9 protein-coding genes and 1 pseudogene are annotated in these 13,102 nt (G+C 70.4%); all 10 read right to left on the reverse strand.

What is annotated here, in order from left to right:
- Nucleotides 1–39 precede the first annotated feature (39 nt).
- A complete protein-coding gene (locus tag NITAL_RS01655) occupies nucleotides 40–3,414 on the reverse strand; it encodes a S8 family serine peptidase (RefSeq protein WP_052664357.1) in 3,375 nt (1,124 codons plus the stop codon).
- Between the two features lie 258 nt (nucleotides 3,415–3,672).
- Nucleotides 3,673–4,041: pseudogene (gene rpsI / locus NITAL_RS01660) on the reverse strand (30S ribosomal protein S9); the annotation flags it as partial.
- Nucleotides 4,042–4,069: 28 nt separating this feature from the next.
- Nucleotides 4,070–4,504: a 50S ribosomal protein L13 gene (gene rplM, locus NITAL_RS01665; protein WP_052669250.1), complete on the reverse strand. Its 435-nt coding sequence runs from the start codon at nucleotides 4,502–4,504 to the stop codon at nucleotides 4,070–4,072.
- Nucleotides 4,505–4,856: 352 nt separating this feature from the next.
- Nucleotides 4,857–6,461, reverse strand: a complete 1,605-nt coding sequence (locus tag NITAL_RS01670) for an S-layer homology domain-containing protein (protein WP_052664358.1) — start codon at nucleotides 6,459–6,461, stop codon at nucleotides 4,857–4,859.
- A gap of 181 nt (nucleotides 6,462–6,642) precedes the next feature.
- Nucleotides 6,643–7,431 carry an SDR family oxidoreductase gene (locus NITAL_RS01675; protein WP_052664359.1) on the reverse strand — a complete coding sequence of 263 codons (789 nt, stop codon included), beginning with the start codon at nucleotides 7,429–7,431 and terminating at the stop codon, nucleotides 6,643–6,645.
- Nucleotides 7,428–8,462, reverse strand: a complete 1,035-nt coding sequence (locus NITAL_RS01680; protein WP_052664360.1) for an ABC transporter permease — start codon at nucleotides 8,460–8,462, stop codon at nucleotides 7,428–7,430. The genes NITAL_RS01675 and NITAL_RS01680 overlap by 4 nt, the downstream gene beginning before the upstream one ends.
- Nucleotides 8,459–9,943 carry a sugar ABC transporter ATP-binding protein gene (locus NITAL_RS01685; protein ID WP_052664361.1) on the reverse strand — a complete coding sequence of 495 codons (1,485 nt, stop codon included), beginning with the start codon at nucleotides 9,941–9,943 and terminating at the stop codon, nucleotides 8,459–8,461. The genes NITAL_RS01680 and NITAL_RS01685 overlap by 4 nt, the downstream gene beginning before the upstream one ends.
- Nucleotides 9,940–11,031 carry a sugar ABC transporter substrate-binding protein gene (locus NITAL_RS01690; RefSeq protein WP_157041565.1) on the reverse strand — a complete coding sequence of 364 codons (1,092 nt, stop codon included), beginning with the start codon at nucleotides 11,029–11,031 and terminating at the stop codon, nucleotides 9,940–9,942. The genes NITAL_RS01685 and NITAL_RS01690 overlap by 4 nt, the downstream gene beginning before the upstream one ends.
- 164 nt (nucleotides 11,032–11,195) lie before the next feature.
- Nucleotides 11,196–12,347, reverse strand: coding sequence for an aldose 1-epimerase family protein (locus tag NITAL_RS01695; protein WP_211262144.1), 1,152 nt, complete (start codon nucleotides 12,345–12,347; stop codon nucleotides 11,196–11,198).
- Nucleotides 12,332–13,069 carry an SDR family NAD(P)-dependent oxidoreductase gene (locus NITAL_RS01700; RefSeq protein ID WP_052664363.1) on the reverse strand — a complete coding sequence of 246 codons (738 nt, stop codon included), beginning with the start codon at nucleotides 13,067–13,069 and terminating at the stop codon, nucleotides 12,332–12,334. The genes NITAL_RS01695 and NITAL_RS01700 overlap by 16 nt, the downstream gene beginning before the upstream one ends.
- Between the last annotated feature and the right edge of the window lie 33 nt (nucleotides 13,070–13,102).

Raw genomic sequence — 13,102 nt, forward strand, 5'->3', positions numbered from 1 at the left:
GCCCGGTCGCCGGGTGGCGACCGGGCCCACCCCCGGAGGTCACCCGCCGGACCCGCGGCCCGGGGGTCCGACCACGATCTGCCCGGTGTCCGTGGCGCTGCGACCGAGCGTGTCGGTGACGGTCAGGGTCACCGTGTACGTCCCCGGCTGGCGGACCCGGACGCGGGGCGAGGGCCCCGTCGCGTCGGGCTGTCCGAGCTCGGACAGGTCCCAGACGTAGCTGGCGATGTCCCCGGACGACCCGGTGCCGTCCAGCGTCACCCACTGCCCGGGCGAGGTCCGGTACGGGCCACCGGCATCGGCCACGGGAGCCGGCAGCTCGACGACGAGGTCGATCGGCACCCGCAGCTCCTGCGGTGTTTGCGCCGACGAGCCGAGGGTCAGCTGGCCGAACCACCGCGTCGCAGGCGGCGCGAGGTCCCAGGCGAGGTCGATGTCGAAGGTCTCCCGAGCGCCGACCGACGCGGGTGCGTCCGCCGACAGGTTGCCCGCGTCGCCGGCCGGGACGACGGCCGTGACGAGCTCGACCGGGTCCACGCCGGCGGCGCTGGCCTCCCAGTTCTGCACCAGGATCCAGTAGCTGCCCGGGCTCGGATCGGTCAGCTCGCAGGTCTCGTCCGACCCGGCGGACGCCGCCGCACACAGCTGCTCGCTCGCTGCCGGGACGCCGTCACCGTCGGCGTCGAGCCCGACGTACAGGTCGATGTCCGGTGAGGTCGTCTCCGTCACGGACGCCACCAGCCGCAAGGCGTCCTCGGGCACCTCGACCCACTCCACGACCACGTGCGACAGGTCGTCGTACGGGGCGTTCGGCGTCGGGTCCTGGGGCACCTCGAGGTCGAGGATGTCCCCGGGCACGAGGCCGTCGACGCCGACCTGCAGGTCGGGGGCGTCCGCGGCGGTGTAGGTCACCGTGTCGGCGTCCTCGTAGCCGTCCGAGGTGAGCTCGATCCGCTCGGGACCGCCGAAGGGCGCGGCCCGGACGATGGCCGGCAGGTGCGCGGGGGCGACGCTGCCGTCGGCCGGGGTCAGCTCCAGCGAGCCGAACCGGTCCTCGAAGGCCGGCAGACCCGCCACGTCAGCGGTCACGGTGACCGTCACGGACTCGCCCTCCGACAGGGTGAACGCGACGGGCTCGACCGTCAGGCCGAAGCCGTCGGCCTGGGTCGAGGCGGTCCAGGCGACCGTGCCGGTACCGGGAGCGCCGGTGAAGGTCCGCTCCCACGAGCACACGCTGATGCACTGGCCCTCGGCCATCGAGGCCAGGTTCAGCGCCGAGCTGTCCCCGGCCACGACCGCGTCGATGTAACCCTGGGTGGGCTGCTCCATCACGATGCCGGTGGCCAGTGCGGCGGCCACATCGATGTGGCCGCTGCCGACGTCGTACGGGTCCGCGGCCGTGGTGCCGTCGGTCTTGGTCACGTCGCGTCGTGCGGTCAGCTGCAGCGCGGACTGCGCCTCGGCCGGCGACAGCGCCCCCTCGAACCCGTCCACGAGGAGCGCGAACGCCCCTGCCACGTGCGGCGACGACATCGAGGTCCCCGAGATGAACTGGTACTCGGTCGAGTCGTCGGCACCGTACGGGGCGAGGATGTCCATCCCCGGTGCGGTGACCTGCGGCACCATGACGCTCGCGTCGTTGACGTTCGGTCCGCGCGAGCTGAAGACCGAGACGATGTCGCCCCAACGGTCGTCGACGTCGAACCGTGTCCCCGCGATCGTCGCGGTCGGCTCGTCCGCCGCAGCCATCCAGGCCTTCAGCGCGACCCCGTCGTCATAGGTCACGTGCACACCCGGGATCGGGAACGAGTCACCGTTCAACGAACCGGCCACGGACCCGCTGTTGGCGGCGTCGTTGGCGAGCACGAACCCGGCCGCGCCGGCGGCGGCCGCCCGGACCGACTTGTCGACGCGTCCGGTCTCGCCGCGGTCACAGACGACGATCTGCCCGTCGAAGGTGCCCGGTTCCCACACGTCGGGGAGGCACAGGCGGTTACCGAAGTCGCCCGCGTACACCAGCGGGGTCGGCTCCTCGAGCGCGTCCGAGACGCCCTTGCCCTCGATCGACGGCAGCGTGCTGCCCGTCGCATCGGTCAGGTCGGTCAGTTCGTTCAGCGCCAACCGGTCGTGGGTGGACGAGGCCACCGACGTCAGCCACGGGGCGTCCGACGGGCTGCCGACGGTGGCCGGGTTGGGTCCCGAGTTGCCGGCCGAGTTGGCGACGTGGACACCCGCGTGCCGGGCGAGCAGGAAGCCGACCGTCAGCGGGTCCTGCAGCAGGTTCGGCGTCGGGGAGGTCGCACCGATCGAGAAGTTGATGACGTCGACCCCGTCGACCACGGCCTGGTCGATGGCGGTGACCAGCCCGATCATGCTGCAGCAGGCGTTGTAGGCGATGATGTTCGCCCGCGGGGCGACGCCGGCCACGTCGAAGAGGTTGCCCCCGATCTGCGCCTCACCGGTGTTGGCGGACACCCCGTCGGCGAAGCCACCGGCAGCGGTGCCGGCGGTGTGGGACCCGTGGCCGTTGTAGTCGATCGGGCTGCCGGTGACCGAGTTGTAGCCCCACATGCCGATGAGCTTGTCGTTGCAGAGGGCGGCGAGGTCCTCGTCGTAGTGGGCACCGTCGGGGGTGAAGATGCCGTAGTCGACGAGGGCCACGCCCTCGCCGGGCCCACCGGGCACGTTGGTCGGGTCGCAGCTCCCCACGTAGTTGCCCGCCCCGCGCGGGTTCTGGTGCTCGTAGCCGTCGGCGGACACGGCGGCGAACGACGGGCTGGAGGGGTTGATGCCGGTGTCGATGACGCCCACGACGACGCCCTCGCCGAGCGCGTCACCGGTGGCGAGCCCATCGGCGGGCCGGTCCCAGACCGGCCCCCGGGCCCCGACGAAGCCGGGGCCACGGTCGGTGTGCAGCTCGTACTCGAGGGCCTGCTGGATCCAGGTGACCTCGGTCAGGGTGGCCAGGCGACGGGCCTCGGCGGGGGTCATCTCGGTCGCGAAGCCGTTGTTGACCACGGTGAAACTGCCGGCGATGTCCAGCTGGCGACCGACGGTGCGCTCGGCCCCCGTCGTGGCGACCTCGACCTGGGCCTCGACGAGCTGGCCGCGGTAGCGACGGGCCTCGGCGGAGCGGCCGTCGAACTCGACGCTGCCGTCGCCCCGGTCCCGGGCGGACGCGCTGCGGCCGGGGCCGTCCTCGGTGTTGGCGACCGCCGGCGGAGCAGCGAGGCGGACGAAGTACTCACGCGGTGCGACACCCTCGCCGTAGTCGAAGTCCTCCGCGGCGACCGGCGGCGGGGTCGGTGGCCGGTCCGCGGGGGTCTCGTCCGGAGCGGCCGACGCGGCCACTGGGACGAGGAGGGACGCGGCGAGCAGGGCCGCGGTCCCGAACGATACGAAGGTGCGTTGCACGACGTCCTCCCGGTCCGCGGGGGGAGGGGAGCCCGCGGACGACGACGTTCCCCGTCCGGTGTCCGTTCGGACGGTGACCGCGGCGGGACGGTAGGGAGACGCAGGGTGACCTCGCGGGGAAAGGCGGTGGACGCACGTCCCGGGTCCGGCGGGACCACGGTCCCCCACCACGAACGTCGCCGGAACGCGACGACGCCGCCCCGAGGGGCGGCGTCGTGGTGCGTTCCATGGCGACCGGACGGACCGGTCCGCGTCGCGTCAGCGCTTGGAGAACTGGGGGGCGCGACGGGCCTTCTTGAGGCCGTACTTCTTGCGCTCGACCCGGCGGGCGTCACGAGTCAGGAACCCTGCCTGCTTGAGCGGGGTGCGCCACTCGGGGTCGTGCTCGGCGAGCGCGCGGGCGATCGCCAGACGCAGGGCGCCGGCCTGGCCGGTCATGCCACCGCCGTGGATCTTGGCGGTGACGTCCCACTGCGCCTCCTGCTCGAGGATGCCGAAGGGCTCGAGCACGTGGGCTCGGACCTTCTCGGTGGTGAAGTAGTCCTCGAAGGTGCGACCGTTCAGCGTGAACTGACCGGAGCCCTTGACGACACGGGCGCGGGCGACCGCCGACTTGCGGCGTCCCACGAAGATCTTGTCAGCCATGGTCAACGCCTCAGACGTGGTCGGGCAGCGGCTGGGGAGCCTGCGCCTCGTGCGGGTGGGTCGGACCGGCGTAGACCTTGAGCTTCTTGCCCATCGCCCGGCCGAGCTTGTTCTTGGGGAGCATGCCGAAGACGGCGCGCTCGACGACCTCGGTCGGCTTCTTGTCGAGCATCGTCAGGAACGGCACCGAGGTGAGACCACCCGGGTAGCCGGAGTGACGGTGGTAGAGCTTCTGCTCGAGCTTGCTGCCCTTCAGCGTCACCTTCTCGGCGTTGACGACGATGACGAAGTCGCCCACGTCGAGGTGGGGGGCGAAGGTCGGCTTGTGCTTGCCGCGCAGGACGCCGGCGATCCGGGTGGCGAGACGACCGAGGGACTGACCCTCGGCGTCGACCACGAACCACGCGCGATCGATGTCCTTGGCGCTCGGGCTGTAGGTGCGCATCGCTTCACGTTCCTCGGTGGCCACGCGGCCCCCGTGCTCGGGGGGCTCACGGGGACGTGGGGCCGTCGGGTGGTCTCGCCCCGCTGCCGTGCCACGCCGGGAGCGGCACGGGTGTGCCGGCGAACCGGAGGGCGGCGTCCAGGGGCGGTGTTGCAGGTGCAGGGCATCCTGTGGTGCCGGCCCGGACACGAGACACGCGGCCCACGAGGGACCGCAGGGCGTGAGGGTACCCGCCCGGCGCGCGGAGGGTCAACCGGCGGTGGGCGCCGTCGCGCAGCGCACGGACCGTCCACCGCTGGACACGCTGGTGCCCCGGCCGCGGACGCGGCCGGGGCACCGTGCACGCGAACGGTCAGGCCGGCACGATCGCGCGACGACCGTCGATGGTCTCCAGCTTCGTCGCAGCCGGGTCCGGGTACGAGTCGTCGCTGACGAAGCCGTTGGTGGCCCGCCACCCGTTCAGGATCGCATCGATCCCGCTCGCGCCGGCTGGGGCCCGCAAGAACGCGGCGTCCTCGTGGAAAGGCTCGTAGATCAGCGACCCCTGGATGTCGGTCCCGGTACCGGACAGCGTCGTCCGGATCAGGTCGATGCCCACGTCACGACCCCACACCATGCTGCCGACCACGAGCGTCCGACCGGTCTGATCCACGGCCAGACCGGTGTGACCGAACGCACCCGAGACCAGGATCTCGGCGGTACCCGGCGTCTCGACCGTGACCCCGGTCCCCGACCCTCCGTCGAGCACCACGCCGTAGACCGCGTTGTACGCCCGCTGGTCCGCGCCCGTGATCGTGAGGTCACCGTCCACGTAGACCAGGTCCTCCGCGGTCTCCTCGTCGACGTGCGTCGGGAGCGCGGTGTTCACGAGGTTCACCGCGAACGCGGACCCCGAGTCGAGCGTCACATCCCCGCCGTAGCTCCGTTGCCAACCACGCCCTCGCACCATCACGTCCACGACGTAGCCGTCCATCTCGCGCGCCCGGTCGACACCCTCCTGGATGGTGCAGAACGGCTCGGCGGACGACCCATCGCGGCCCGCGTCGCTGCACGCCGCCGCCCCGTCACCACGGTCGACGTGGACCTCGGCGAAGCGGTCCGGCGGGACGGTGATGCCGACCCTGTCGTCGACGAAGATGTCCATCAAGCGCATCAGGAACGCCGACATCTGGCCGCGGTTGACGTCCGCCGCCGGCCCGTAGGTGCCATCGGTACGCCCGGTGACGACCCCGGCGGCACACAACAGCTTGACGTTGGCCAGGTGCGCCTGCGGGATCCGTGCCTCGTCGGAGAAGACGTTGTCGCAGCGTCCACGGTCGATGATCTCGACCCCGGTGGCGTGGAACACCCCTTCCATGGTACGCGCGATGAACGAGCCCATCTGGGCCCGGGTGACCCGGTCGTTGGGCGCGTAGGTCGTCGCCGTCTTGCCGCCGACGATGCGCACACCGAGCATCTCCGCGAGCTCGTCGGACGCCAGGGTGTTGACCGCGATGCCGACCTCACCGGTGGCCGGCACGTCGTTGAACCGCGACCGAGCCGGTGGGTCCGGGAGGACGATCAGGTCGTCGAGCATCCGGTGGATGAACACCGCCATCTGCCGGCGGGTGACGCTCTCACCTGGCGCGTAGGTCGTGGCGGTCTTGCCCTGCGTGATCCCGTACCAGACCAGACAGTCGATGGCCCCAGCGAACGCGTAGCCCGAGGTCACGTCGGTGAAGCCCGCCGGCGGCACCCGCCCGGGCGGGCACGCGTCCGACAGATCGCGGACCACGATCGGATGGTTCGAGGATGTCCGCGCCGACGGCCCGTCGGCGAACGCCGAGCCGCGCTCACCGAAGACGGCAGCGGAGCTCGCGGTCGGCGCTGCGGACGCCGCCGCGGGCGCGAGCAGCCCGGCGGTCAGCAGCAGCGAGGTGGTCAGCGCGCTCAGGCGGCGCGCAGCGTTGCGTCGCATCGTTCCCCCGTGGATTGACCCGTTGAGTGGTCGGCGCGGCCTCGCGCACGACCCGCCGGCTCCGACCGGCGACCGGGAGTGTGTCGCACGGCCGGCACCGCACGCAGGGGATCCACCGAGCGTGAGGTCACACGAGCGGGCTTCGCACACGTGTGGCGGCCCCGACCCGGGACCGTCCCCCTCAAGCCAGCAGGCCCGTGCTCTTCCCACCGTCGATGGAGATGGTCACCCCGGTGACGTAGGCGGCCGCCGGCGTGCAGAGCAGGGCGACCATCTCCCCGAACTCGTCCGGGTCGCCGTACCGACCAGCAGGGATGGAGGCGATGGACGCCTCCTGCACGTCCTCCACCGCGGTGCCCGTCCGCTCAGCTCGCGCTCCATCGAGCGCGGCGACGCGCTCCGTGGCGATGCGTCCCGGAGCGACACACAGTGACCGGACACCCCGTGCCGCGAACTCGGTCGCGGTGCACTTGGCGAGGGCCGTCACACCAGCGCGGAAGATGTTGGAGCTCACGAGGCCATCGATCGGTTCTTTGACACCCGACGAGGTGATGAAGACCAACACGCCACCACCGCGGGCGGCCATCGCTGGCGCCAGCGACGCGGCGATCGTTGCGGCCGGACGCAGGAGCGATCGGTACGCAGCGTCGAGTTCGCCGAGATCGAGGTCCGAAACGGTCATCGGCGGCGGACCCCCGCCGCCGATGACGACGATGTTCGGCGGGTCGTCCGCAACGCTCGCGAGCATCTCCTTCAGCGCCGGCGGGTCCGCCAGGTCGAGGACCGAGGTCGCGACTCGCACCGAGTGATCTCGACGCAACCCGTCCGCTTCTCGCTCGAGCAGCTCACCGCGGCGAGCCGTCAGATGGAGATCGGCGCCGAGCGCAGCGAGTGCACGCGCGGTCGCGAGCCCGAGACCGGACGAAGCGCCGCACACGAGCGCGGACGCCCCTTGGAGGTCAGTGATCATGCGAGTGTCCTTCCTGACCGGAACCGGTCGAACACCACCGCCAGGATGATGACGACGCCGATGCTGACCACCTGGAGGAAGTTCGACAGGTTCAGGAGTACGAACGCGTTGCGCAGGACCGCCAGCAGCGTGGCGCCGAGCACCGCGCCGATGACCGACCCGCGACCACCGAAGAGGCTCGCACCTCCGATGACGACCGCAGCGATGACATCGAGTTCGATGCCCTGTGCGGCGTTGGGTTCTGCCACGGCGAGCTGCCCGGCACGGATCATGCCCGCCAACCCGGCCAGACAACCCAGGATCAGGAAGCAGGCGGTCTTGACCCGGGCGACCGGGATCCCGCTCAGTCGAGCCGCCTCACGGTTGTCGCCCACTGCCTGCACCTGCTCCCCGAAGACCGTCCGACGCAGGACGTACTGACCGATCACGACGACGACGGCCAGGATGAGGACCTGTGCCGGCACGGGCCCCCACCGGGCCTGCCCGATCCAGCGGATGACCGGCGGTGTCGACTGCGGCAGGCCCTCGGAGAGCATGAGCCCGAGACCCCGCGCGACGGAGAGCATGCCCAACGTGACGATGAAGGAGTTCACGCCGAGCCGCGTCACGATCGTGGCGGACACCGCAGCCGTGAGCGCGCCGACGAGCACCGCGACGACGAGCGTGACCAGACCGGGGCCTGCTGGTAACAGCATCACCGCAGCCAGCGAGGAGAACGCGAGGACCGACCCGACGGACAGGTCCAGTTCCCCACTCACGATGACGAACGTCATCCCGACGGCGAGGATCCCGGTGATCGACATCGCCCGCAGGAGGTTGAACAGGTTCGTCGTGTTGAGGAAAGCGGGGTTGAGGGCCGCGATGCCGATCGACAACAGCACGATGACGATCGCGACCCCGACCTCCGGTGTGGTCAGCGTCCGCTTCCACCGGCGGGCACGTTCCTCGGTGGCGACGTGGCGCTCGTCGACGCCGTCGTCGCCAGGACGGGCGGGCACGACACGGGTCTGGTCCTGCTGCTGCGACGTCACGGTAGGGACTCCTCGAAGGCTGCGGCCACGACAGCGGACCGCTCCGCGTTGGCTGGCAACTCCGTGACGACCCTCCCGTCGCGCATGACGATGATCCGATGGCTCAGGTCGAGCACCTCATCGAGCTCGCTGGAGATGAGCAAGATCGCCACACCCTCGGCAGCCGTCCGACGGACGAGCTCGTGCACCTCGGCCTTGGCCGCGACATCGATACCGCGGGTCGGCTCATCCAGAAGGAGCGTCCGCGGTCCGAGAGCCATCCAGCGGGCGATGACGGCCTTCTGCTGGTTCCCGCCCGAGAGCGTGGAGATCGGCGCACGGAGCGAGTCGAACTTCACGCGGAACTTGCGGACGGCCTCTGCGATGCGGTGCCGGTCATCACGTCCGATCGCGACGGACGCTGCCCGCAGGTTCCAGTCGATACTCAGGCCGGCGAAGAGCGCTTGCACCTTGCGGTCCTCAGGGACGAGGGCGATCCCCGCGCGCATCGCATCCGACGGGCCGGACCAGGTGACCGCCTGGCCGTTCACGTACAGACGTCCGGCATCGGGCTTCCGAAGTCCGAAGAGCGTCTCGGCAAGATCGGACCGGCCGGCACCCACGAGCCCGGCGAGGCCGACGATCTCCGACTCCCGGAGTTCGAGGTTCACGTCCGCGAACCGCCCACGAACGGTCAGCCCTTCCGCCTTCAGGGCGACCTTCCCCGCAGGAAGATCCGGTGGTCCCTGGTGCTCGTGCAGCGGGGCATCGCCAGCCATGATCCGGATCACCTCGTCGATGCTGGTCTCGGCTGCAGGCGCCCGGAGGACCGTCTGCCCGTCCCGCAGCACCGTGACGTCGTCGGCCACCTGGAACGCCTCGCGCAGACGGTGGGTCACGAGCACGACGGCGACCCCCTGCTCGCGGAGGCGACCGATGAGCCCGAGCATCCGCTCGGTCTCGCCCGAGGTGAGTGCCGAGTTCGGTTCGTCCATGAACAGCAGCCGCGGCCGGGTCGCCAGCGCTTTGGCGAGTTCGACCAACTGCCGCTCAGCCACCGTGAGCGAGCTCACGGGGGCGTCGAGATCGATGGACGCCCCCAGCTCCGCCAGCAGCTGCTCGCCCTCGTCCCGCAGTTCGTCGCTCCTCAGTCGACCGAGCGGACGGCGAAGCGAGAGCCGGGGCAGGAAGATGTTCTTCAGCACCGACAGCTGCTCGGCCAGCGCCGGCTCCTGGTTCACGACCGCGATGCCCTCCTGCGCCGCAACGAAGGGCGAGGCGAACCTGACGACGCCCCCGTCGAGCCAGAGCTCGCCCCCATCAGCTTCCACGGCACCCGAGCAGACGCGCACCAGCGTCGACTTCCCGGCGCCGTTCTCCCCGAGCAAGGCGTGGACGCGACCGCGCCGGAAGGCGGTGTCCACGCCACGCAGGGCGCGGACACCGCTGAAGCTCCGGGTCACCTGACGGACCTCGAGCACCACGTCCGGGGCGTCGGTCACTGCTGGGTCTCGAGCACCGCATCGACGTTGTCGGGGGTCATGACCGCGACCGTCACAGGCACGAAGTACTGGCCCGATGGCGGGTCCTGTCCCGCGAGCATGTTGAACAACCACACGGCGGTGTTGTACGACGCGCCGAACGGGTCCTGTCCGATCGTGGCGGCGATGACCCCCTCGCGAACCAGTTCCACGGTCTCGGGGACGAAGTCGAAGGACACGACGGCGACGTCGTCAGCGCGACCTGCCTGCTGAACGGCTTCGGCAGCTCCGAAGGGACCGCCAGCGGTCACGTAGATGCCTGACAGATCGGGATGCGACGTCATGAAGTCCTCCGCCGCGGAGAACGCTCGGCCAGCGTCGTCCTCGTTCTCGACCGAACTGACGACCTCGATGTCCGGGTACTCGGACTCGATCCGGTCCACGAACCCCGACCGGCGAAGTTCGTGCTGCTCCACGGTGAAGAAGCCGGTGATGATGCCGACCTTGCCGCTTCCGCCGATGGCTTCCGCCATGGCATCCGCCGCCGCGGCACCTGCATCGTGTGCTGGCTGGCCGTGGAAGAAGGAAGCTCCTGACTCCTCGGCGCAGCTGCCTTCGGCGATGAACGTGGCGACAGGGACCCCTGCCTCCACCGCCTGCTGGATCGCCGGGCACGCACCCTCGGCGAGCGGGACCACGCCGATCGCGTCGTAGCCCTGGACCACCGCCGATTCGATCGCGCCGATCACCGTCGGGACGTCCAGCGTGGCACCGGCGATGATCCAATCGACCTCCGCCCCGTGGTCGCCCAGGAGCTCGTCCGCCGCCTCGGCGCCCGCTGCGACCGGATCCCAGAACGGGTTGTTCTGGAAGGCGATCATCGCGATGCGTGCGCCGTCCAGCTGAGCATCCACAGGCTCCGCACGGAGCAACTCCGCAGCATCTGGGGGCTCGGAGGCCACCTCACCCGCCTCGTCGCCTTCGGGCTCGTTCGGATCGACCACCTCGTCATCCGCCGCGGCGGGCTCGGCCGCGTCGTCGCCGCATGCCGCCAAGGTGAGCGCCATCGCCAGCAGCGCCGCCGGTACCACACGCAGTCTGACCCTCATGTGCCTCTCCCCTTCTCCCGGCCGCTTCGCTCGAGCGGGCCCTCCATGAGATAAGACTAAGTGACCTGAACACCTGACGTCAAGAGGTCTCCCCCGTCTCGCACGGCGTCCGAGTTCCGTGCACCAGACAGCGCCGCCGCGCCGAACGACCCGATGGCGAGGGCCTACCTCGCAGCGTTCAACCCCTCTTCCGGTCGACCGTGGCCCGCACGGATACGGTCCTCGGCTGAGCGCAGGGCAACAGCACCCTCGAGGACCCGTATCGACGTCCGGTACTCGACGCTCTCGCCCTGCTCCAACCAGCGCAGCTCGCCCGCCTCCCGAGCGGGCAGCGATCCTTCCACGTGGTTGCTCGACGGCTCGAGCCCCACGGCGTAGGCCCCCTCCCGGAGGTGGAGCCACTCGAAGAAGTGGGGGAACGCGGTGGCGTCCCAGCGAACCTCGACCCCGAGACCGCGCTGCTCGTTGAGCAAGGCGACGCCGAGGGTGCCGTCCTCGCTCGCCTCGAGCTCGTGCTCGTAGACCTGCTCGACGAGGTCGGGCCTCGGCTCCGGGAGGACGTCGTACGGCACCCCCTGCACGGAGGCGCTCTCCGACTGCCACCGCGTGCCCGTGATGGGTGCGACGAGGCGGGTCCCGGCGTCCACGAGTGGCCACCCGAAGTTCAGGTGGTACAGGTACATGTGCGGCGTCCGACTGAACCCACGGTTGACCACGCGGTCGATCAGACGCAGCTCGCTCCCATCGAGATCGGCTTCGATGCGACGGTGCAGGACGAGGTGCTCACCGAACACCGCTGCTTGACGGGTCTCACCTTCGACGACGAGCGTGCAACCCTGCTCGGTCCACTCCTCCGAGGCGCGGGTGAGGCGGCCCGGGATGTTCCCGATGCGTCCATGCAGACCGTTCCACGTCGTCTTCCGATGCGGATAGTGGAAGTGCGATGCATCCGCTTCCGTCGTGAACAGCGTGTGATCCAACCCGGCCGTGACGAGCAGACCGTCGAACGATCGCAGCCAGGACATGCCGCCCTCGTCCGCGAACTCGTGGAGGCCGGGATGGCGGAACCCGGTGCCCGAACGCCACCCGATGGGGACACCGCGGTACTCGAAGCGGCCGATGTCGAACGCTCGGCTCAGCAAGACATCGAAGCTCAGACCCGCCGCCGTCCGGACCTCCACCAGTTCGATGCCAGCCCCGACATCGTCCTGCAACCTCATCCGTCGCAGACCGCCGACGGCGGCGATGTCACCCGTCCGGCGGCGAAGCTCCCGCTCGCTGAGCTCCTGACCGAAGATGTTCATGACATCACCCATCCGCCGTCGACCTGGATGGTCTGCCCGGTGACGAAACTGGCATCGGGCCCGAGCAGGAAGGCCACCACAGCGGCGAGCTCATCCGGCCGCCCGCGGCGCTTCAGCGACTGATGCTCCAACACGTGCCGTTGGTAGTTCTCGCGATCGGGGTGGATCGCTTCAGCAGCCGTCGGGAAGGCACCAGGGGCGACGCCGTTGACACGAACCCCGTGGGCTCCGAGCTCGCGGGCGAGGGCTCTGGTGAGGCCGACGGACGCGGCCTTCGTGGTCACGTAGCTGGCCAGGTCCGCCCAACCCCCGTGCCAGGTGATGGAACCGATGTTGACGATGGCTCCGGAGCCGGCCGGCAGCATCGATCGAGCGGCACGTTGAGCTGCCAGGAAGTAGGCCCGCTGGTTCACCGCGACGACATCGTCGTACTCCTCGGCCGTGATCTCGAGCACCGGCGTGGTCGGGTAGATGGCCGCGTTGTTCACCAGACCGGTGACGACCTGGAAGGCGCCCTCGACGACGTCGAACAGCTCCTCGATCTCCTGCGCCTCGCGCAGATCTGCCTTGTGGGTGATGACGCGGCCACCCGCGGCCTCCACGAGCGATGCCGTCTCGGCGAGTGCCCCACCGTCGACATCGGTGAGGCCGACCGCCCAGCCATCGCCTGCCAGACGCCGCGCCATCGCGCGGCCGAGCGCACCGCCTGCACCCGTGATGACAACTGCTCCCATCGTGGCCACTCCCTCCCTTGAGCGATCACTCCG

Source organism: Nitriliruptor alkaliphilus DSM 45188 (genome assembly GCF_000969705.1).
GTDB classification, from domain to species: domain Bacteria; phylum Actinomycetota; class Nitriliruptoria; order Nitriliruptorales; family Nitriliruptoraceae; genus Nitriliruptor; species Nitriliruptor alkaliphilus.

Bases quoted from the DNA above. Each gene is read 5' to 3' on its own strand.
- rplM (WP_052669250.1), bottom strand. From the start codon at position 4,504: ATGCGCACCTACAGCCCGAGCGCCAAGGACATCGATCGCGCGTGGTTC.
- NITAL_RS01670 (WP_052664358.1), bottom strand. From the start codon at position 6,461: ATGCGACGCAACGCTGCGCGCCGCCTGAGCGCGCTGACCACCTCGCTG.
- NITAL_RS01675 (WP_052664359.1), bottom strand. From the start codon at position 7,431: ATGATCACTGACCTCCAAGGGGCGTCCGCGCTCGTGTGCGGCGCTTCG.
- NITAL_RS01690 (WP_157041565.1), bottom strand. From the start codon at position 11,031: ATGAGGGTCAGACTGCGTGTGGTACCGGCGGCGCTGCTGGCGATGGCG.
- NITAL_RS01695 (WP_211262144.1), bottom strand. From the start codon at position 12,347: ATGGGTGATGTCATGAACATCTTCGGTCAGGAGCTCAGCGAGCGGGAG.
- NITAL_RS01700 (WP_052664363.1), bottom strand. From the start codon at position 13,069: ATGGGAGCAGTTGTCATCACGGGTGCAGGCGGTGCGCTCGGCCGCGCG.